We start from the raw sequence: 19,397 nt of genomic DNA on the forward strand, positions 1-19,397 counted from the left end.
CGTCGTGGCGAGCCTGCGCGCTCGCCCAAGTCAGGCAATCCACTTCCTGTCACCAGTGAAGCTGATGGTCAGCCAGCGCGCCGCGTCCGGTTTGCCCAGCTTCGCGGAAATCTCCTCACGCAGCACATCCAGCTGGCCGACGTTCTGCAGCCGGTAATCCGCCGGCAACACCACATGAATCTCGATGAACCGCGCCCGCCCGTGTTTCTGCACATAGGACACGTAGTCGTCGAAACCATGCTCGACCTTCGCCGCCTCCATCACCTCGCGCACCTGCTCATCCAGCGTGTCCGGCGCAATGCCGAGCACGTCCCGCAGCGCCGGGCCGAGGATCTTGAAGGCCGGCGGCAGCATGGTCAGGGCCAGCACGATGAGAATCAGCGGGTCGACGAACCTCGCCCACTCGCCATAACCCTGGGACTTGAGCAGCAGCGCCGCGAGGAAACTGATCAACAGGCCCACCGACAGCATCGCGTCCACCAGCCAGCTGATGTTATCGAACTGGATCAGGCTCGACTTGAGCTTGCGGTTACGGTGGCGCACGTAGAAGAAGTAGGCGAACTCGACAACGGTGAATACCGCCGCGTAGATGATCACCAGCCCCAGTTCGATCTCACGACCGCCGTTGATGATGCCGAACACACCGTTGAGAAACGCGTAGATCGCGATCAACAACAGAAAACTGCCCTCGATCAGCAGCACCATCGGCTCCAGGTGCCAGAAACCGAACTGGAAACGCTGGTTGCTTTGCTTGGCAATCAGCTTCGCGGTGATCAGCATCAGGACTTTGATGAACGTGGCAATCAACGAAAAAAAGCCATCGAACAGGATGGACTGGGAACCCGAAACAAAACCGGTGGCGATCCCGGCGATCGACACGGCCAACATCAGGATGGTCGATTGTTTGAGCAGCGACTGCTCACCTCGGTTACTCACTTTGACTCCTCGAAAACCTTGAAAACCGCTGGGTGCGGTGGGGTTGTTGAGGAGTGAGTCTACCTTACTGCCAGAATTTGGCCGATTTGCCCTCTTCGCCAGCAGACTGGCGAAGAGGGCAAAACCGTATCAAGCCTTGTTACGCTCAATGGCAAAACCGGCCCAGGTCTGGCTCACCGGCATCAGCTCCAGGCTGTTGATGTTGATGTGCGCCGGCGCATTCAGCACCCAGAAGATAGTCTCGGCGATGTCCTGCGGCTGGATCGGCTCGGCACCGGCGTAGGTCGCGTCGTAACGCGCCTGATCGCCGGCGAAACGCACCAGCGAGAACTCGCTTTCGCACAGGCCCGGCTCGATGTTGCTGACGCGCACGCCGGTGCCCTGCAGGTCGCAACGCAGGTTCAGCGAGAACTGTTTAACGAAGGCTTTGGTTGCGCCGTACACGTGGCTGCCCGGGTACGGGTAGTTACCGGCGATGGAGCCAAGGTTGACGATGCCGGCGCCACGACCGTGGGCGATCAGGCGTGGCAGCAGCAGACGAGTGCTGTACATCAGGCCTTTGACGTTGGTGTCGACCATGGTGTCCCAATCGTCGAGGTCACACTTCGGTGCCGGGTCCACGCCCAGCGCGAGACCTGCGTTGTTGATCAGCCCACGCAGCTTGGCGAACGATGGCGGCAGGTTGGCAATCGCCTCCTCCATCGCCTTGCGATCACGCACGTCCAGCACCAGGCCATGCACTTCGGTCTGCTTCGACAGCTCGGCGCACAGCGCGTTGAGGCGTTCTTCACGACGACCGGTCAGCACCAGTTTCCAGCCGGCCTCGGCGAAACGACGGGCACAGGCTTCACCAAAACCGGAGGTCGCGCCGGTGATAAACAGGGTGTTGGACATCGTGTTCTCCTTGCTTCGGCCGCCGGGGCAGCCATTGGAATAGAAAATCAGCGGGCAGCATGCCCGGCCCCGCTTTAACCGGCAACCACCGAATCCTGCTCATTAATTGATCAACGGCCGCTACGCCATACGCGCCGTGGCCTGTAGCCATGTGCACGCACGTTATCCACAAGCCCTTCCACAGTTTCCGGGGGCAAGTGGAAAAGCGCAAAGCCGCGCCACACAAGGCTTTGCGGGCGATTTGCAAAGTTTTTTGCTTGACCCTGAACAACCAGTTGTGCCGGGCAGGGCATTTTGCACGACCGGCCGGTCATGGCCATGATTGCGCGAGGCCAGCAATTACGGCCCTTAGCCGAGTCTTTCCAGAGTTTAATCACAGACTTATCCACAGGATTGACCACAGCCAACCGCGTTGTTTTGCACGCCCATAAAAAGGTTGACAAACAGGCCTGCCCCTCAGCAAAAACACACTGTTCAAAAAACAACCATAGCGCTGCAAGCCACGGTTTCAAAGGCTTTCAGCCAGCTACACCCACGTTATTCACAGCCAGCTCCACAGCAAACGGGGACAAGTCAAAACTGTGGAAAAACAGCCATTTGCAGCGGCTTTATGTCGCGCTTTGGCAGGTTGGCGATTTTGTTTTCCACAATTTCCCGAAAGTCCTGGTTTTCAGTGAACGAGCAGACGCAAAAAAGCCCCGACACTCACGCATCGGGGCTTGTGGACAACTTCAAACGATCAGTGACCGCCGAGGTAAGCGTTACGCACCTCCTCGTTCACCAGCAGCTCTTTGCCGGTGCCCGTCAGGCGGATCTCGCCGTTGACCATCACGTACGCCCGGTCGGACAGTTTCAACGCATGGTTGGCGTTCTGCTCGACGAGGAAAATGGTCATCCCGGTTTTCGCCAGTTCCCGCAGGGTGGCGAAGATCTGTTTCACCACGATCGGCGCCAGGCCCAGGCTCGGTTCGTCCAGCAGCAACAGCTTGGGCCGGCTCATCAGCGCCCGGGCGATGGCGAGCATTTGCTGCTCGCCGCCGGACATGGTCATCGCGCGCTGGGTACGGCGCTCTTCGAGCCGCGGGAACAGCTCGAACATGCGCTGCATGTCTTCCTTGGCGTACTTGTCGCCGATCGGAATGGTGCCCATCAGCAGGTTTTCCTCGACGGTCATGTCGGGGAACACCCGCCGCCCTTCCGGCGACTGCGCGATGCCATTGGAGGCGATGTAGTGCGATGACTTGTGGGTAATGTCCACGCCTTGATAGAGAATCTGCCCGCCCGCCGCCCGTGGCTGACCGAAGATCGACATCAGCAGGGTGGATTTGCCGGCACCGTTGGAGCCGATCAGGCTGACGGTTTCCCCTTCGTTGATCTGCAGCGAAACGCCTTTGAGGGCCTGGATCGGGCCGTAGAACACGTCCAGATCCTTGAGTTCGAGGATGGGTTGCGTCATACGACTTCCTCTTCGTCGGCGCCCAGGTAGGCAGCGATCACTTTCGGATCGTTACGAATGGCATCCGGCCCGCCCTCGGCGATGACGATGCCGTGGTCCAGCACCACGATGTGATCGGAAATGCTCATTACCATGCCCATGTCGTGTTCGATCAGCACCACGGTCAGATCGTGCTCGTCGCGCAGCAGCCGGATCATCGCGCTCAGCGCTTCGGTTTCCTGAGGGTTGAGGCCGGCGGCCGGTTCGTCGAGGCAGATGATCTGCGGCCGCGTGCACATGGCCCGGGCGATCTCCAGACGGCGTTGCTGGCCGTAGGACAGTTCACCGGCCAGACGGTTGGCGCAGTCCACCAGATCCACCACTTCCAGCCAGTAGAACGCGCAGTCCAGCGCGTCGCTTTCAGCCTTGCGATAGCCCTTGGTGTTGAGGATGCCGGCCAGCATGTTGCGGTTGACCCACATGTGCTGGGCCACCAGCAGGTTTTCCAGCACCGACATTTCCTTGAACAGGCGAATGTTCTGGAACGTCCGGGCGAGGCCCGCGCGGTTCACCAGATGGGTGCCGCCGAACATCTTGTAATACAGGCGACTGGCAAAGTTTTTCGGCGAGACGAAGTCGGTCGGCTTGAACGACTCACCCAGCAGCTGGATGACGTTGGTCTGCTGGCCGCGCACGTTGAGTTCGATCTTGCCGCCGGAAGCCTTGTAGAACCCGGTCAGGCAGTTGAACACCGTGGTCTTGCCGGCGCCGTTGGGGCCGATCAGGGCGAAGATCGAGTTGCGTTTGACCTTCAGGCTGACGTCGCTCAAGGCCTTGATGCCACCGAAGTGCATCATCAGTTTTTCAACAGAGAGTACGACTTCACTCATGGCGCAGTCCTCTCATAGTGAATGGCACCTTTGCGTGGAGTGACCCCGGTACGGCTGATGCGGATCAGCCCGCGAGGTCGCCAGATCATCATCAACACCATCAGGATCCCGAACAGCAGCACGCGGTATTCGGCGAAGCCGCGCAGCAGTTCCGGAGCAACGGTCAGCACGAACGCTGCGATCACCACACCGATGGTCGAGCCCATGCCGCCGAGCACCACGATGGCGAGGATCAATGCCGATTCGAAGAAGGTGAACGAGGTCGGGTTGACGAAGCCTTGGTAGGTGGCGAAGAACACACCCGCCAGACCCGCCGTGGACGCACCGATGGTGAACGCCGAGAGCTTGACCAGCACGTGGTTGAGGCCCATCGAGCGGCAGGCAATCTCGTCTTCACGCAGCGCTTCCCAGGCGCGACCGACCGGCATCTTCACCAGACGGTGCTTGATGTACAGCACCGCCAGCACCACCAGGAACAGCACCGCATAGATGAAGTAATACTTCACGTCCGGGTTGTAGGCGATGCCGAAGAACTCGTGAAACGGTACCCCGCCATCCTTCGCCCGCTTGCCGAATTCCAGACCGAAGAAGGTCGGCAGTGGCGCCGGCATGCCGTTCGGGCCGCCGGTCAGGGACAGCCAGTTGTTGAGCACCAGACGAATGATTTCACCGAAGCCCAGGGTCACGATCGCCAGGTAGTCGCCGTGCAGGCGCAGCACCGGGAAACCGAGGATGCAGCCGGCCAGCCCGGCGGTGATCGCCGCCAGCGGCAGCACGGTCCAGAAGCCCAGGCCGAGGTACTGATAACCGAGCGCCAGACCGTAGGCACCGATGGCGTAGAAAGCCACATAACCGAGGTCGAGCAGGCCGGCCAGACCGACCACGATGTTCAGCCCCAGACCCAGCAGCACGTAGATCAAACCGAGGATGACCACGCCCAGCAGGTAGGAGTTGGACACGAACGGCACGGCCACGGCCAGCACGATCAGCAGCGGGATGATCCAGCGCAGGCGGGATTTGTGATCGGCGGGCAACACATGCACGCCGGAACCGGTGCTCTCGAATCCTTCGAGGATGCGCAAGCCCTTGGGGGTTTGCAGGAACAGGCTGAGGGCAAAGCGGCCGACCATGACGATGGCGATGATCCACGCCACGCGGGTCGGTTCAAGGTTGAAGCTGTAGCCGTCGAGAACCACGCCGACAATTGGCCCGAATACGATCAGGGCAATCAGACCGGCGAGAATCGCCTCAACCAGGCTTTTTTTGACATCGATGGATTTTGTAGTGGTTGAAGACATCGCTTACACCTTCGACACAAGAGGACGGCCCAGCAGGCCCTGAGGCCGGAAGACCAGAACAAGTACGAGCAGCGAGAAGCTGAATACGTCTTTGTAGTCGGAGTTGACCAGGCCCGAGAACAGCGACTCGGAGATCCCGAGGATGATCCCGCCGAGCATGGCGCCAGGCAGCGAGCCGATCCCGCCGAGCACCGCAGCGGTGAACGCCTTGATGCCGATGACGAAGCCTGCGTAGAAGTCGAACGTGCCGTAGTTCATGGTGATCAGCACGCCGGCCAGGGCCGCCATCGCTGCACCGATGATGAACACATAGGAAATCACCCGGTCGGTGTTGATCCCCAGAATCGAGGCCATCTTGCGGTCTTGCTGGGTGGCGCGGCACATGCGGCCGAGCTTGGTGTACTTGATCACGTAGGTCAGCAGGCCCATCCCGACGAACGCCGCGACGAGAATGAAGATCTTGGTGTAGGTCAGCTGGACGAAGCCCGAACCGACGTCGATGCGCCAGGCACCGGTGAGCAGCGTCGGAACACCCTGTTGGCGGGCGCCCTGGCTGATCTGGGCATAGTTTTGCAGGATCAGGGAGATACCGATGGCGCTGATCAGCGGTGCCAGTCGGGTGGAGTTGCGCAGTGGTTTGTAGGCGATGCGTTCGATGACCCAGCCATACACCCCCGTGACGACGATGGTGAAGACCAGTGTGCCGAGCATCAGCAGCGGGAAGGATTCGATACCGAAGTAAGCCAGCAGAGCCAGACTGATTGCCGCGAGGTAAGCGGAAATCATGTAAACCTCGCCGTGGGCGAAGTTGATCATGCCGATGATGCCGTAGACCATTGTGTAGCCGATGGCGATCAGGCCATAGACCGACCCGAGGGTCAGGCCGTTGACCAGTTGCTGCAGGAAAATACCATCCATAACGCAATCTCACGCAGTGAGAACCTGCACACCCTGGGGCGCGCGGTTCTTCTAGGAAAAATACAGATTTACGTCGGAACAATGTCAGACAGGCCACCGCAGCCCCCTTGTGGGAGCTGGCTTGCCAGCGATAGCGGTAGAACATTCAACAATGTTGTCGACTGTCAGGCCGTCATCGCGGGCAAGCCCGCTCCCACAGGGAATGTGGCGTCCGGTTGATCAGGTGCCGTTATTTCTGTTTTTCCAGCTGGTGATATTTGCCGTCCTTGTCCCACTGGTAAACCACGTAGTCGGAGACTTTCAGGTCGCCCTTGGCGTCCCAGGTCTTCTCGCCCATCACGGTTTTCACAGGGTTGGCTTTCAGCCACTTGGCAGCATCTTCGCCCTTGTTGGACTTGGCGCCGTTGAAGCCGGCGGCCAGTGCCTGAACCGAAGCATAGGCATACAGGGTGTAGCCTTCAGGCTCGGTGCCGGCCTTGCGGAAGGCGTCCACGACAGTCTTGCTTTCCGGCAGCAGGCGCGGGTCAGCGCCGAAGGTCATCAGCACGCCGTCGACGTACTGTGGGCCGCCAGCGGTGGTCACCAGTTCGTCGGTCACGATGCCGTCGTCAGACATGAACTTCACGTCTTTCAGGCCTTCGGTACGCAGTTGCTTGACCAGTGGACCGGCTTCCGGGTGCAGGCCGCCGAAGTAGACCACGTCGGCACCGGCCGCACGGATCTTGGTGACCACGGCGCTGAAGTCTTTCTCGCCACGGGTCAGGCCTTCGTACAGCACCGGCTTCACGCCGCGTTTTTCCAGTTGAGCCTTGGTCGCATCGGCCAGGCCCTGACCGTAGGTGTCCTTGTCGTGCAGCACGGCCACTTTCTTGCCCTTGAGCACGTCGACGATGTAGTCGCCGGCCACGATGCCTTGCTGGTCGTCACGGCCGCACATACGGAACATGGCGCTCAGGCCGCGCTCGGTCACTTGCGGGTTGGTGGAACCCGGGGTGATCGCGATGATGCCGGCTTCGTCGTAGATCTCCGACGCAGGAATGGTGGAAGACGAGCAGAAGTGGCCGACCACACCGGCGACTTTCTGGTTGGTGAGGTCCTTGGCGACCGTCACCGCCTGTTTCGGTTCGCAAGCGTCATCGCCCTTGACCAGAACGATCTTCTCCCCGTTGACGCCGCCCGCCGCATTGACCGCGTCGGCCGCCGCTTGTGCCCCTTTCATGTACTGTTCGCCAAATGCCGCGTTGGCGCCCGTCATCGGACCCGCCACACCGATTTTCACATCAGCTTGTGCAAACGCAGAAACACCCAACGCAGTAGCCACTGCGAGGGCCAGAAAGCCTTTCTTGTAAAACGTCTGGGACATGAGGTGGTGCTCCAAGGTTTTTTTTAGTTGGCACTGCGACTTCACTTGAATGCTCAGAGCAAGGGCCGTGCCATCGGTTTTTTATTCTTCAAAAAGTCGCTGCTTTCTTGTTATTTCGACTGTTTCGTTCCCATTTTCATTGGGCGTGCAACCGTCTAAACCGCGGAAGGTGAAACCAATTATTTTTTCAGGCGCAACCCGCACGCGCCATCATTGCAACCGCGGCGCCAAACGACGTGCAACCAGCCTGTAACAGCCCGCGTCACCGAACTGCACACTGCTGGTGCGGGACTGCTACAACCCGCACCATTACAGGCTAGTCGCTACATCGAAAAGCGCCGCTTCCGGCAACATATTTCAACACTCAAATGACGATCCGCAGGCACTGGCCCGCGTGATACAGCGAGAACCCGGCCTCGTACAGACAACTGCGCAAACCCACACCCGCCAGAGGCTGCATCGGTGCGAAGGGAATCGGCAACGCCTGAGGATTTCCGTTACACAGGTAATCGGCGAAGGCCTTGCCGACCACGGTGCCGGTGGTCACGCCACGGCCGTTGTAACCGGTGACGGCCACCAGTCCCGGTGCAGGCTCAAACAGGCGCATCAGGTGATCGGGAGTGAAAGCGATGCGCCCGGTCCAGGTGCATTCCCACTCCACGGGTTTGAGGTTGGGGAAGTAATGCTGCTGCACCCGGTCGGCCCAGGCCTTGAGGAACCAGGTCGGTTTCTGATTGCCGTTGCCGAGGCTGCCCAGCAACAGACGTCCGTCCTTGTCACGGCGGATGCTGCTCAGCACCTGACGGGTATCCCACGAGCCCTGCCCCCCTGGGAGAATTTCATGGGCGGCGTCTTCGGTGAGCGGCACCGAAGCGACCTGATAGTAGTAACCGGGGAAGAAGTTGCGCTTGAGTTCGGTCCAGTCGCCTTCGGTGTAGGCGTTGGAAGCGATCACTACCTGTTCGGCGAGCACAGAACCCTGCTCGGTCTGCACCGACCATTTCTGCCCCTGGCGTTCGAGACGCGCGACCGGGGAGTGATCGAACATCTGCCCGCCAAGGCTCATTACAGCGTTGGCCAGCCCGGTGACATAAGCCATCGGATTGAGCGTACCGGCGCGCCGGTCGAGCAACGCGGCGGCGATCTTCTGTGTACCGGTCGCCTGCTCACAGGCCTTGCCGGTCAGCAGTTCAACCGGCGCACCCCGGCGTTTCCACTGTTGTTCGCGACTGCGCAGATCCGCTTCACCCTTGGCGTTGTGCGCCATGTGCAGGGTGCCTTCGCGGCGCAACTGGCAATCGATGTTGTACTTATCCACAAGGCTGAACACCAGCGCCGGCGCCGCACCGAGCATGCGGTTGAGCTGACTGCCGACCGCCTCGCCGAAGCCGGCTTCGATCTCGTCCGGCGGAATCCACATCCCGGCGTTGACCAGCCCGACGTTGCGCCCGGAGCCACCATGCCCGGCGCGATGGGCTTCGAGCACGCAGACGCTTTTGCCCTTTTCCAGCAGATGCAGCGCCGCCGACAGCCCGGTAAACCCGGCGCCGATCACGCAGACATCGACTTTGACCTCGCCCCTGAGCGCCGTGTTATCCGGTCGTTGCGGCGTGAGTTTTTCCCACAGACATTCTTCGCGTAACGGCATTGCCAGACTCCAACAGAAACCTAACAAACACACAGTTCAACAATGTGGAAGCGAGCCTGCTCCGGGCGGCGCTCCGACGAAAGCGGCGTATCAGCCAACATTGATGTCGACTGACACACCGCTATCGCGAGCAGGCTCGCTCCCACATGGGACTTACCGCTCAATCATTAATCGAAGGTAATGCCCTGCGCCAGCGGCAACTCCAGCGAGTAGTTCACGGTGTTGGTCTGGCGACGCATGTACGCGCGCCATGCATCCGAGCCCGACTCGCGACCGCCGCCGGTTTCTTTCTCGCCACCGAACGCGCCGCCGATCTCCGCGCCACTCGGGCCGATGTTGACGTTGGCGATGCCGCAGTCACTGCCGACCGCCGACATGAATTTCTCGGCCTCACGCACATCGGTGGTGAAGATGCACGACGACAGGCCTTGCGGCACGGCGTTGTTCAGGCGCAACGCCTCTTCGAAATCGCTGTAACCGACCACGTACAGGATCGGCGCGAAGGTCTCGCTGCACACCACATCGCTCTGCTCCGGCATTTCAACGATGGCCGGCGCCACGTAGTAGGCATTCGGGAATTGATCTTCCAGTTGGCGCTTGCCGCCGAACACCCGACCGCCCTCGCTCAGCGCCTGCTCGAGCGCGTCCTGCATGTTTTCGAAACTGTGCTTGTCGATCAGCGGGCCGATCAGATTGCCTTCCAGCGGGTGACCGATGCGGACTTTGGAGTACGCGGCTTTGAGACGGGTGACGATTTCTTCCTTCACCGACTCATGGGCGATCAGGCGACGCAACGTGGTGCAACGCTGACCGGCAGTGCCGACGGCGCTGAACAGGATGGCGCGCACGGCCATGTCCAGATCGGCACTCGGGCCGAGGATCATCGCGTTGTTGCCGCCCAGCTCGAGAATGCTGCGGGCGAAACGCGCGGCGACTTTCGGCGCCACTTCGCGGCCCATGCGAGTGCTGCCGGTGGCGCTGATCAGCGCGACACGCGGGTCATCGACCAGCGCTTCGCCGGCATCGCGGCCACCGATGATCACCTGGCTCAGGTGCGCCGGGGCATCGCTGAAATTCTTCAGTACGCGCTCGAACAGCGCCTGACAGGCCAGCGCGGTCAGTGGCGTTTTCTCCGACGGTTTCCACACCACCGGGTTACCGCAGACCAGCGCCAGCGTGGTGTTCCACGCCCACACCGCGACCGGGAAGTTGAACGCACTGATCACGCCGACCACGCCCAGCGGGTGCCAGGTTTCACGCATGTGGTGGCCCGGGCGCTCGGAGGCGATGGTCAAACCGTACAACTGACGGGACAGGCCGACGGCGAAATCGCAGATGTCGATCATCTCCTGCACTTCACCCAAGCCTTCCTGAGTAATCTTGCCGGCCTCCCAGGAAACCAGTTCGCCAAGATCATTCTTGTACTCGCGCAGGACTTCGCCGAACTGACGCACCAGCTCGCCGCGACGCGGGGCCGGCACCTTGCGCCATTGTTCGAACGCATGATCTGCGCGACTGATGTGCTGCTCGACTTCGGCCGGGCCTTCCCAGTTCACGGCGCCGATGCGGCTGCCGTCGATGGGCGAATGCACCGGCACTTTGCCGTTCTGGTACAGGGCCGGGTTCACACCTAGACGATCAAGCAATGCGGCAACCATGGGTCACTCCTCAAGCAAAAAACTGAATGTGTGCGGGCGCGATTTCACGACCGGGCAGACCTTTAGTTGTAGCGTCAGGAAGGCTGTGCAACAAACGACCTTTACGCGAGATATCATTCCGTTTATTCATGCTGCGCAGAAAGACAAGAAAAGGATCGCCCATGCTGAACAAACGCCACTTGCCGTCGATCACCGCGTTGCAGTGCTTCGAGGCCGTGACCCGGCACCTGAGTTTCACCCGGGCCGCCGAGGAATTGAACCTGACCCAGAGCGCTGTCAGCAAACAGGTGGCGCAGCTCGAAGAATTGTTACAGCACTTGTTGTTCCGCCGGGTACGTCGTCGTTTGCAAATGACCCCGGCTGGCGATCTGTACCTGGTGGAAGTCAGAAAAATCCTGACCCAGGTCGAGATGTCGACCCATTACCTGCGTTCCTACGGCGGCGAAACCGAAGTCCTGCGCGTCTCAACGCCCTCGACTTTCGGCGCACGCTGGCTGGTGCCGCGCCTCAAGGGCTGGCGTTTGCGCCATCCGTCGATTCATCTGGACCTGTGCAACGAGCAAGAGGCCGATGACCTGCTGCAAGGGCGCAGCGACCTGGCGTTCTATTTCGGCCAGGGCTCACGCCCCGGTACCGAATGCCTGAAGCTGTTCGGCGAAGAACTGGTGCCGGTCTGCGCGCCGAGCAGCCTGCCGGACACTCCGTTGACTGATCCAACGCAACTCACCGATCTGGTGCTGCTGCAGAATGCTTCGCGCCCGCAAGCGTGGCACGACTGGTTCGACAGCCAGGGCTATCAGACCGAACACAGCTACCACGGCCCGCGCTTCGAAACCTTTTATATGTGCATCCGCGCCGCGCAGGTCGGCTGCGGCGTCGCCCTGCTGCCGAGGTTTCTGGTGGAAGAGGAATTGGCCGACGGCAAACTGGTCATTCCCTGGCAGCATGCAATGCCCAGCACCGATGCCTATTACCTGGCCTACCCGGAACACGCGGCGGAAGTGCCCAAGGTGCGGGATTTCGTGAAGTGGATGCTGGAGCAGATCGACAGTCCCGATGCGGTCTGAGGGCCGGTACCGGGATAAAAATCACTGGCAATCCCCACCCCGGATATGCGCCACTAGCGCCATTGATTGATACCGCGCCAACGCGCGGCCCGTCTGGAGACCCCGTTATGAGCGAGAGTGTGTTTGCCGATCGCATCGTGCAGAACCTGCTCGACACCGACTTCTACAAACTGACGATGATGCAGGCGGTGCTGCACAACTACCCGAACGTCGAAGTCGAATGGGAGTTTCGTTGCCGTAACAGTGAAGATCTGCGCCCGTATCTGGCGGAGATCCGCTTCCAGGTCGAGCGTCTGGCCGAGTTGAGCCTGAGCGCCGATCAGTTGAGCTTTCTCGAGCGCATCTCGTTCCTCAAGCCGGATTTCCTGCGCTTCCTCGGTCTGTTCCGCTTCAACCTGCGCTACCTGCACACCGGCATCGAGAACGGCGAGCTGTTCATCCGCCTGCGCGGGCCGTGGCTGCATGTGATCCTGTTCGAAGTGCCGCTGCTGGCGATCGTCAGCGAAGTGCGCAACCGCTATCGCTACCGTGAAACGGTGCTGGAACAGGCCCGCGAACAGCTTTACCGCAAGTTCGACTGGCTGACCGCCAACGCTTCGGCCGAAGAGTTGTCGCAGTTGCAGGTCGCCGATTTCGGCACACGCCGGCGGTTTTCCTACCGGGTGCAGGAGGAAGTGGTGAACGTGCTCAAGCACGATTTCCCCGGGCGTTTCGTCGGCACCAGCAACGTGCACCTGTCCCGCGAACTGGACATGAAACCGCTGGGCACCATGGCCCACGAATGGATCATGGCGCACCAGCAACTCGGCCCGCGACTGATCGACAGCCAGATCGCCGCCCTCGATTGCTGGGTCCGCGAGTACCGCGGCCTGCTGGGGATCGCCCTGACCGACTGCATCACCACCGACGCGTTCCTCGGCGACTTCGATCTGTTCTTCGCCAAGCTGTTCGACGGTTTGCGTCATGACTCCGGGGATCCCGTGCAGTGGGGCGAAAAATGCATCGCCCACTATCACAAGCTCGGCATCGACCCGATGAGCAAGACCCTGGTGTTCTCCGACAGCCTGACGCTGCCCAAGTCGCTGGAGATCTTCCGCGCGCTGCGCGGCCGGATCAATGTCAGCTTTGGCATCGGCACCAACCTGACCTGCGACATTCCGGGTGTCGAACCGATGAGCATCGTGCTTAAAATGACCGCCTGCAACGGCCAACCGGTGGCGAAGATCTCCGACGAGCCGGGCAAGACCCACTGCAAAGACCCGAATTTCGTCGCCTATTTGCGACACGTTTTCCAGGTTCCTGCCGTTTCCAGCCTTTCTAGCAAGGAGTGAATTCATGCAAGCCGTACAGCGTGAGATTGCTGAACAGCTCAACGTTCAGCCGCCGTTCGCCGATTACCAGGCCCTCGAAGCGGAAGTCGCCCGACGCATCACCTTCATCCAGGATTGCCTGACCAGTTCCGGGCTCAAGACCCTGGTGCTGGGCATCAGCGGCGGGGTCGATTCGCTGACCGCAGGGCTGCTGGCCCAGCGCGCCATGCGTGAACTGCGCGAGCGCACCGGTGACGAGGCCTACAAGTTCATCGCCGTGCGCCTGCCGTACGACGTGCAGTTCGATGAACACGACGCCCAGGCTTCGGTGGACTTCATCGCCCCGGACGAGCGCCACACCGTCAACATCGGCCCGGCAGTGAAATCCCTGGCCGCCGAAGTCGCAGCCTTCGAAGGCAAGCACGCGGTGTCGGTGGATTTCGTGCTCGGCAACACCAAGGCGCGGATGCGCATGGTCGCCCAGTACACCATCGCCGGCGCGGCTCATGGCCTGGTGATCGGCACCGACCACGCGGCGGAGGCGGTGATGGGTTTCTTCACCAAGTTCGGTGACGGCGCCTGCGATCTGGCACCGCTCAGCGGTCTGGTGAAAAACCAGGTCCGGGCCATCGCCCGCAGCTTCGGCGCACCGGAATCACTGGTGGAAAAAGTGCCGACGGCGGATCTGGAAGACCTGTCGCCGGGCAAGCCGGACGAGGCGTCCCACGGCGTGACCTACGCCGAGATCGACGCGTTCCTGCACGGCGAGCCGGTGCGTCAGGAAGCGTTCGACATCATCGTCAACACCTACAAAAAGACTCATCACAAGCGGGTCATGCCGTTTGCGCCTTGAATCCGGGGCATAAAAAAAGCGTCCTTCGGGACGCTTTTTTTTGACCTTGTGTTGCTTACTTCAGGGTCACGGTGCCTTTCATCATCGAGATGTGGCCCGGGAACGAGCAGAAGAAGCCGTACTTCTCGTCAGCCTTGAGCTTGGACACGTCGAAGGTCACCGAGTCGGTTTCCTTGGCGCCGATGATCTTGGTGTGAGCGATAACGCGCTCGTCACCGTCCTTCAGGTAGTTCTTGTCGATGCCGGCGGCCAGGCCGTCGGTGGCGATCGGCTGCATGTCGGCTTCTTTGCTGATCACCAGGTTATGGCCCATGACGTTCTTCGGCAGGCTGCCGGAGTGGGTCAGCTCGACGGTGAAGGTCTTGCAGCTCTTGTCGATTTCGATGGCCTTGGTGTTGAAGGACATCTGGTCGGTGGAATCAACGGTGGTTTTGCACTCGGCAGCCATCAATTGGCTGCTGGCCAGCGCCAGCAGGGATACCGCAACAACTTTGGAAAACATGGTGAATCTCCAAGGCAGGGTTAACAAAAACACGAATGGTTGGAAGACTGCCTGAAATCTTCGCAAGTTCCTATGACTTGAGTCAAAAATTGTATACAACTTTCAGGCTATGACACTCATCGAAACAATCTAACAGCCAGACGTTTGGCCGGGCCGTATCTTCAGGGCTCAACGTCCATCTGGAGCATCCGTCATGTCCTTCAACAGCCTGTTGTGCAGTCTGCTCGCCGCCTACGCCTGTGGTGCCAGCGGCACCTATGAAACCCCGAAACGCGAAGTCTAGCCCTTGGATCAAGGCGTGCCAGCCATTACCCTGTGACCGATTGACCCAGGAGGAAGGCATGTCTCTCACATCCGTTTGTGTATTTTGCGGTGCCAACGCCGGCACCACCCCGGCGTACACCGAAGCCGCGATCGCCCTCGGCACAGCTCTCGCCGAGCGTAAGCTGACGCTGGTCTACGGCGGTGGCGCTGTCGGCCTGATGGGGATTGTTGCCGACGCCGCGCTGGCGGCCGGCGGTGAAGTGATCGGCATCATCCCGCAAAGCCTGATGGACAAGGAAATCGGTCACAAGAGCCTGACGCGTCTGGAAGTGGTCGACGGCATGCACGCGCGCAAGGCGCGGATGGCCGAACTCAGCGATGCGTTCATCGCCCTGCCCGGTGGCCTTGGCACCCTGGAGGAGCTGTTCGAAGTCTGGACCTGGGGCCAGCTCGGCTACCACGGCAAGCCGCTGGGCCTGCTGGAAGTGAACGGTTTCTACAGCAAACTCACTGCATTTCTCGATCACATCGTCGGCGAAGGCTTCGTTCGCGCGCCGCACCGTGACATGCTGCAAGTGAGTGAATCGCCGCAAACGCTGCTCGAAGCCCTCGACAACTGGAAGCCCACCGTCACGCCAAAATGGGTCGACCAGAAACCCGGTTAACCGCCGGGCACCGATACAGGGCAGAATACGCGCCGCTCAACCTCACCTTCGACCCCAGAGGATCGCCCATGGCCAAACCCAATTACTCCTTCGCCAAACGTCAACGTGACCTGGCCAAGGAACAGAAGAAAGAGGAAAAGCTTCAGCGCAAGAAACAGATGGCTGAAGAAGCGGCACTGAACCCTGACGGTGAAGTGGCGACCGATGATGATGTTGAGGCACCGAAAGACCAGGCACCCGACGCCTGAGCTGAATCGCGAAATTGAACACCCTCCATCGTGGGAGCTGACTGGCTCCCACGATGGATCGCAGTTATTCCAGCGGCATTACCGTGACCCGCACCTCCGGATCATGGCTCCCTCCCCCCAGAATCACCCCGCGCAACGGCGAGACATCGGAGAAATCCCGGCCCCAGGCCAGGGTGATGTGCTCCAGCGCCGGCTGCACATTGTTCGTCGGATCAAAATCCACCCAGCCCAGCACCGGGCAAAACACCGAAACCCAGGCATGGGAAGCGTCGGCGCCGATCAACCGTGGCTGCCCCGGTGGCGGCTGAGTCAGGAGGTAGCCGCTGACGTAACGCGCCGCCAACCCGCGTGATCGCACGCAGGCAAGCATCAGGTGCGCGAAGTCCTGACAGACCCCGCGCCGGCGCTCCAGCACTTCGACCAGCGGCGTCGCGACTTGTGTCGCTTCGGCGTCGAAGGTGAATTCGCTGAAGATCTTCTGCATCAGGGCCTGCACGCCCAGCATCAACGGTCTGCCGGCCGGGAAACAGCTCTCCGAGAACTCGACGAAACTGCGCTTCAGATGCACGTAAGGCGACTGGAATCGATAGCGACAGGCTTCCAGCAACGAGGCGGACAGCGGCTGGCTGCTGTAAGTCAGCGCGTTGCGCGTCAGTTCCCAGGCCGGCGACTGGTGGAAATCCACCACGGGCCGCGCCAGCACCTCGACCGTCAGCCGTGCGTTGACCTGCAACTCATCGTGGGGCCGTTCGAAGGCCAGGCGGGTCAGCGGATTGCCGAACACATCCTGCTCGTCACGGCGGGTGGTCGGCTCCGGACTGATCAGCAATTGCTGTTCGGTGCAGCGCTGCCACTCGCATTCGCGCGGCCACAGATGCGCCAGTTGCTGGGCCAGGGACACCGGGCTGTCGTAGCGATAGCAGGTGTCGTGAAGGATCTGGTAATGGGCACTCATCAGACGGACACCGTGCGCTGGCTGACATCATCGACATGGGCGAAATGGCGCAGGGCCAGACGATCCGACACCTGACTGCTGGCGTCGGCGATCTCCTGCAGCAGGTCCGCCAGACCGTCGAGGGCCGCGCGCACGCTGGATTCGCCGAACAGCGGATTCTCCAGACAGCTCAGGTCGAAGCGCGCCAGACGCTCGACCAGCGGCGGCAAGCCAGCCTCCCTCGGCACACCGAAGTCATCATTCAGCCGCTTCAGGGTGCGAGTCACCAGCTTCAACTGGAACAGCACCGCATGGGGGTTCTGCTCGTCCAGCAGCAACAGGTCGAGCACCGGAATCAACTGCGCCACCGCCAGATAACGCGAGCGATAGGTGATGCTGCTGTTGCCCAGCTCCAGCAACCACTCAAGTCCGGCCTGATCGAACGCCCCGGCGCCACGCAGGAAACCTGCGAGGCTGCTGCTGAGAAATTGCAGGCGCTCGATCCGCCGGCCGATCATCAGAAAGCGCCAGCCTTCGTCACGGGTCATGTCGTCGAGGGCAAACCCGGACAGCGCCGCCAGCGACATCACCAACCGGTTGAGAAAATCCAGCAGCTCGCCAAAATCCGGCTCGTCGGTGTCCAGCTCCGAAGCCTCACGCTGCAGCTCCACCAGCGCCTGCCAGTTTTCCCGGGACAGCTTGCCGCGCACTTGCGATGCCGCCCACTGCAAACGTTGCAGGTTGGAACGCAGGCTGAACGACCAGTCCTCGCCAAGCAGTGCCGCGAGCAAACGCTCCGGCAGCTCACCTTCATCCGGCAGCAGCATCAGCCGCTCGCCCAGATCCACGGCGGCCTGCAAGGCTTGCGGGTCATCGCCGTCGACGTATCGCGCGAGCATGATCCGCAACAGCCGCGCGCTGTCGTCGCAACGCTCGCAGTAACGGCCGAACCAGAACAGGTTTTCCACCACCCGCGAAGGCAGATACGGATCGCGCCGCACCAGATCAGGCACGCCGATATTGCGCTGGGCTTTCCACTGTTCACCGCTCGGCGGTCGATCTCCTAGCACCCAGGTGTCCTTGCTCGCGCCACCGCGCTGCATCGACACCACTTCGGCATCGGCTTCGGCCGCGACCCGGGTCAGGCCACCGGGCAGCACCCGATAACCGTCGTGACTGGCGACTGCGTACATGCGCATGCCGATTGCCCGGGGTTGCAGTTGCCCGCCTTCGGGCTGCCAGATCGGCGCCTGGGACAACTGGGCGAGTTCTTGCGCGACATACGCATAAGGCCGGGCCTGCATGCGCGCGGCGAGACTTTCACGCTGTTTTTCGCTCAGATCCCGACCAAACGTCGGTGTGAAGCTTTGCGACGGGAACGCCGGTTTGATCAGCAGCTCCGGCAGTTTCTCCAGGGCCTGTGCCAGCACCGGCGCTTCGCCGCACCACCAGGTGGCAATGGACGGCAGGATCAGGTCTTCGCCGAACAGGTACTGATTGATCTTCGGCAGGAAACCCAGCAACCCCGGCGACTCCAGCACGCCGCTGCCAAGGGCGTTGGCCACCAGCACCCGGCGCTGACGCACCGCCTCCAGCAATCCAGGAACGCCCAGTGCCGAATCCGTGCGCAACTCCAGCGGATCGCAGAAGTCATCGTCGAGCCGACGCATGATCGCGTGCACCCGGCGCAGGCCGCTGAGGGTTTTCAGGTAGACCGTGGCATCACGCACCGTCAGGTCACCGCCCTCCACCAGCGGATAACCGAGCTGGCGGGCGAGATAGAGATGTTCGAAATAGCTCTCGTTGAAGCGCCCCGGGGTCAGCAGCACCACCAGCGGCGCGTCATCGTCGCAGGGGGCCTGACGGGCCAGGGTTTCCTGCAAGGTGCGGAAGAAACCGGCCAGGTGCTGCACTTTCAGATCCCGGTACAACTCGGGGAAGGCGCGGGACACGATGGTGCGGTTTTCCAGCGCGTAACCGGCGCCCGATGGCGCCTGGGTACGATCCGCCGTCACCCACCAGCGCCCGTCCGGCGTGCGCGCCAGATCCACGGCATACAGATGCAGAAAGGCCCCGTCCGGCGGCGCAATGCCCTGACAGGGCCAGAGGAAGTTGTTGTGGCCGAACACCAGCTCCGCCGGCAACAAGCCTTCGCGGATCAACTGCTGCGGGCCGTACAGATCCGCCAGCACCGCATTGAGCAAACGTGCACGCTGGGCAATTCCGGCCGACAGTTGTTGCCACTCGTCAGCGGCGATCACGTGGGGCAGCAGATCCAGTTCCCACGGACGATCCGCGCCCTTGGGGTCGGCATAGACGTTGTAGGTGACGCCGTTTTCCTGAATCTGCCGGGTCAGCAACGCCTGACGCTGCACCAGTTGCGCCGGGGTGCTGCGCTGCAATTGGTCGACCAGTCGCCGCCAGTGCGGGCGCACCGCCCCGCTGTCGTCGAGCAGTTCGTGATAGGTGCCCGCTGTCAGCGGGTAGCGGTCAAGCAGGTCAGGCATGGAAAGC

The 19,397-nt window shown here is 61.3% G+C and carries 17 protein-coding genes; 5 read left to right on the forward strand and 12 right to left on the reverse strand.

What is annotated here, in order from left to right; all coding sequences use genetic code 11:
* Positions 1–30 precede the first annotated feature (30 nt).
* The 9 genes from M5G18_RS23250 to amaB form a co-directional block, all read right to left on the reverse strand.
* The gene (locus M5G18_RS23250) at positions 31–936 is read right to left on the reverse strand and encodes a cation diffusion facilitator family transporter (RefSeq protein WP_273897065.1); all 906 of its coding nucleotides are present in this window, start codon (positions 934–936) and stop codon (positions 31–33) included.
* A 129-nt stretch (positions 937–1,065) separates the two neighbouring features.
* Entirely contained in the window at positions 1,066–1,830 is a 765-nt protein-coding gene (locus M5G18_RS23255) for an SDR family oxidoreductase (RefSeq protein ID WP_007950653.1), read from the reverse strand.
* Between the two features lie 739 nt (positions 1,831–2,569).
* The gene (locus M5G18_RS23260) at positions 2,570–3,286 is read right to left on the reverse strand and encodes an ABC transporter ATP-binding protein (RefSeq protein WP_007950655.1); all 717 of its coding nucleotides are present in this window, start codon (positions 3,284–3,286) and stop codon (positions 2,570–2,572) included.
* Positions 3,283–4,155: an ATP-binding cassette domain-containing protein gene (locus tag M5G18_RS23265; RefSeq protein WP_007950657.1), complete on the reverse strand. Its 873-nt coding sequence runs from the start codon at positions 4,153–4,155 to the stop codon at positions 3,283–3,285. The genes M5G18_RS23260 and M5G18_RS23265 overlap by 4 nt, the downstream gene beginning before the upstream one ends.
* On the reverse strand, positions 4,152–5,453 hold the full coding sequence (livM, locus tag M5G18_RS23270) for a high-affinity branched-chain amino acid ABC transporter permease LivM (protein ID WP_115076361.1): 1,302 nt from the start codon (positions 5,451–5,453) through the stop codon (positions 4,152–4,154). The genes M5G18_RS23265 and livM overlap by 4 nt, the downstream gene beginning before the upstream one ends.
* A 3-nt stretch (positions 5,454–5,456) precedes the next feature.
* The gene (locus M5G18_RS23275; RefSeq protein ID WP_007950661.1) at positions 5,457–6,371 is read right to left on the reverse strand and encodes an ABC transporter permease subunit; all 915 of its coding nucleotides are present in this window, start codon (positions 6,369–6,371) and stop codon (positions 5,457–5,459) included.
* A 229-nt stretch (positions 6,372–6,600) separates the two neighbouring features.
* Entirely contained in the window at positions 6,601–7,734 is a 1,134-nt protein-coding gene (locus M5G18_RS23280) for an ABC transporter substrate-binding protein (protein ID WP_192563309.1), read from the reverse strand.
* 364 nt (positions 7,735–8,098) lie between these two features.
* The gene (amaA, locus tag M5G18_RS23285) at positions 8,099–9,382 is read right to left on the reverse strand and encodes an L-pipecolate oxidase (RefSeq protein ID WP_273897064.1); all 1,284 of its coding nucleotides are present in this window, start codon (positions 9,380–9,382) and stop codon (positions 8,099–8,101) included.
* Positions 9,383–9,549: 167 nt separating this feature from the next.
* Complete coding sequence (amaB, locus tag M5G18_RS23290) at positions 9,550–11,040, reverse strand: L-piperidine-6-carboxylate dehydrogenase (protein WP_127796763.1); 1,491 nt, start codon at positions 11,038–11,040, stop codon at positions 9,550–9,552.
* Positions 11,041–11,201: 161 nt separating this feature from the next.
* Between amaB and M5G18_RS23295 the strand changes: the two genes are divergently transcribed.
* From M5G18_RS23295 to nadE, 3 genes are all read left to right on the forward strand, one after another.
* Positions 11,202–12,107, forward strand: coding sequence for a LysR family transcriptional regulator (locus tag M5G18_RS23295; protein WP_007950669.1), 906 nt, complete (start codon positions 11,202–11,204; stop codon positions 12,105–12,107).
* Between the two features lie 107 nt (positions 12,108–12,214).
* Positions 12,215–13,438, forward strand: coding sequence for a nicotinate phosphoribosyltransferase (gene pncB / locus M5G18_RS23300; protein WP_085685119.1), 1,224 nt, complete (start codon positions 12,215–12,217; stop codon positions 13,436–13,438).
* A gap of 4 nt (positions 13,439–13,442) precedes the next feature.
* Entirely contained in the window at positions 13,443–14,270 is an 828-nt protein-coding gene (gene nadE, locus M5G18_RS23305) for an ammonia-dependent NAD(+) synthetase (protein WP_273897063.1), read from the forward strand.
* A gap of 55 nt (positions 14,271–14,325) precedes the next feature.
* Here the strand turns inward: nadE and azu are convergent, their stop codons facing one another.
* Positions 14,326–14,772 (reverse strand): azurin, encoded by a 447-nt coding sequence (gene azu, locus M5G18_RS23310; RefSeq protein WP_064593127.1) that lies wholly within the window; start codon positions 14,770–14,772, stop codon positions 14,326–14,328.
* Between the two features lie 341 nt (positions 14,773–15,113).
* Here azu and M5G18_RS23315 point away from each other — a divergent pair, with 341 nt between their 5' ends.
* Together M5G18_RS23315 and M5G18_RS23320 are read left to right on the forward strand one after the other, a co-directional pair.
* Entirely contained in the window at positions 15,114–15,701 is a 588-nt protein-coding gene (locus tag M5G18_RS23315; RefSeq protein WP_192563304.1) for an LOG family protein, read from the forward strand.
* Positions 15,702–15,769: 68 nt separating this feature from the next.
* Positions 15,770–15,949 carry a hypothetical protein gene (locus M5G18_RS23320; RefSeq protein WP_007950694.1) on the forward strand — a complete coding sequence of 60 codons (180 nt, stop codon included), beginning with the start codon at positions 15,770–15,772 and terminating at the stop codon, positions 15,947–15,949.
* A gap of 64 nt (positions 15,950–16,013) precedes the next feature.
* Here the strand turns inward: M5G18_RS23320 and M5G18_RS23325 are convergent, their stop codons facing one another.
* Entirely contained in the window at positions 16,014–16,904 is an 891-nt protein-coding gene (locus tag M5G18_RS23325) for a transglutaminase family protein (protein ID WP_007950695.1), read from the reverse strand.
* Positions 16,904–19,390 (reverse strand): circularly permuted type 2 ATP-grasp protein, encoded by a 2,487-nt coding sequence (locus tag M5G18_RS23330; protein WP_273897062.1) that lies wholly within the window; start codon positions 19,388–19,390, stop codon positions 16,904–16,906. The genes M5G18_RS23325 and M5G18_RS23330 overlap by 1 nt, the downstream gene beginning before the upstream one ends.
* Between the last annotated feature and the right edge of the window lie 7 nt (positions 19,391–19,397).

Origin of the sequence: Pseudomonas aphyarum, from assembly GCF_028657055.1 — a bacterium.
Taxonomy (GTDB): Bacteria; Pseudomonadota; Gammaproteobacteria; order Pseudomonadales; family Pseudomonadaceae; genus Aquipseudomonas; species Aquipseudomonas aphyarum.

What these genes read in the sequence shown, in the direction of transcription:
- M5G18_RS23315 (WP_192563304.1), top strand. Translation starts at nt 15,114, where the DNA reads ATGTCTCTCACATCCGTTTGTGTATTTTGCGGTGCCAACGCCGGCACC.
- M5G18_RS23265 (WP_007950657.1), bottom strand. Translation starts at nt 4,155, where the DNA reads ATGAGTGAAGTCGTACTCTCTGTTGAAAAACTGATGATGCACTTCGGT.
- azu (WP_064593127.1), bottom strand. Translation starts at nt 14,772, where the DNA reads ATGTTTTCCAAAGTTGTTGCGGTATCCCTGCTGGCGCTGGCCAGCAGC.
- M5G18_RS23280 (WP_192563309.1), bottom strand. Translation starts at nt 7,734, where the DNA reads ATGTCCCAGACGTTTTACAAGAAAGGCTTTCTGGCCCTCGCAGTGGCT.
- livM (WP_115076361.1), bottom strand. Translation starts at nt 5,453, where the DNA reads ATGTCTTCAACCACTACAAAATCCATCGATGTCAAAAAAAGCCTGGTT.
- pncB (WP_085685119.1), top strand. Translation starts at nt 12,215, where the DNA reads ATGAGCGAGAGTGTGTTTGCCGATCGCATCGTGCAGAACCTGCTCGAC.
- amaA (WP_273897064.1), bottom strand. Translation starts at nt 9,382, where the DNA reads ATGCCGTTACGCGAAGAATGTCTGTGGGAAAAACTCACGCCGCAACGA.
- amaB (WP_127796763.1), bottom strand. Translation starts at nt 11,040, where the DNA reads ATGGTTGCCGCATTGCTTGATCGTCTAGGTGTGAACCCGGCCCTGTAC.
- M5G18_RS23295 (WP_007950669.1), top strand. Translation starts at nt 11,202, where the DNA reads ATGCTGAACAAACGCCACTTGCCGTCGATCACCGCGTTGCAGTGCTTC.
- M5G18_RS23255 (WP_007950653.1), bottom strand. Translation starts at nt 1,830, where the DNA reads ATGTCCAACACCCTGTTTATCACCGGCGCGACCTCCGGTTTTGGTGAA.
- M5G18_RS23260 (WP_007950655.1), bottom strand. Translation starts at nt 3,286, where the DNA reads ATGACGCAACCCATCCTCGAACTCAAGGATCTGGACGTGTTCTACGGC.
- M5G18_RS23330 (WP_273897062.1), bottom strand. Translation starts at nt 19,390, where the DNA reads ATGCCTGACCTGCTTGACCGCTACCCGCTGACAGCGGGCACCTATCAC.
- M5G18_RS23320 (WP_007950694.1), top strand. Translation starts at nt 15,770, where the DNA reads ATGGCCAAACCCAATTACTCCTTCGCCAAACGTCAACGTGACCTGGCC.
- M5G18_RS23275 (WP_007950661.1), bottom strand. Translation starts at nt 6,371, where the DNA reads ATGGATGGTATTTTCCTGCAGCAACTGGTCAACGGCCTGACCCTCGGG.
- nadE (WP_273897063.1), top strand. Translation starts at nt 13,443, where the DNA reads ATGCAAGCCGTACAGCGTGAGATTGCTGAACAGCTCAACGTTCAGCCG.
- M5G18_RS23325 (WP_007950695.1), bottom strand. Translation starts at nt 16,904, where the DNA reads ATGAGTGCCCATTACCAGATCCTTCACGACACCTGCTATCGCTACGAC.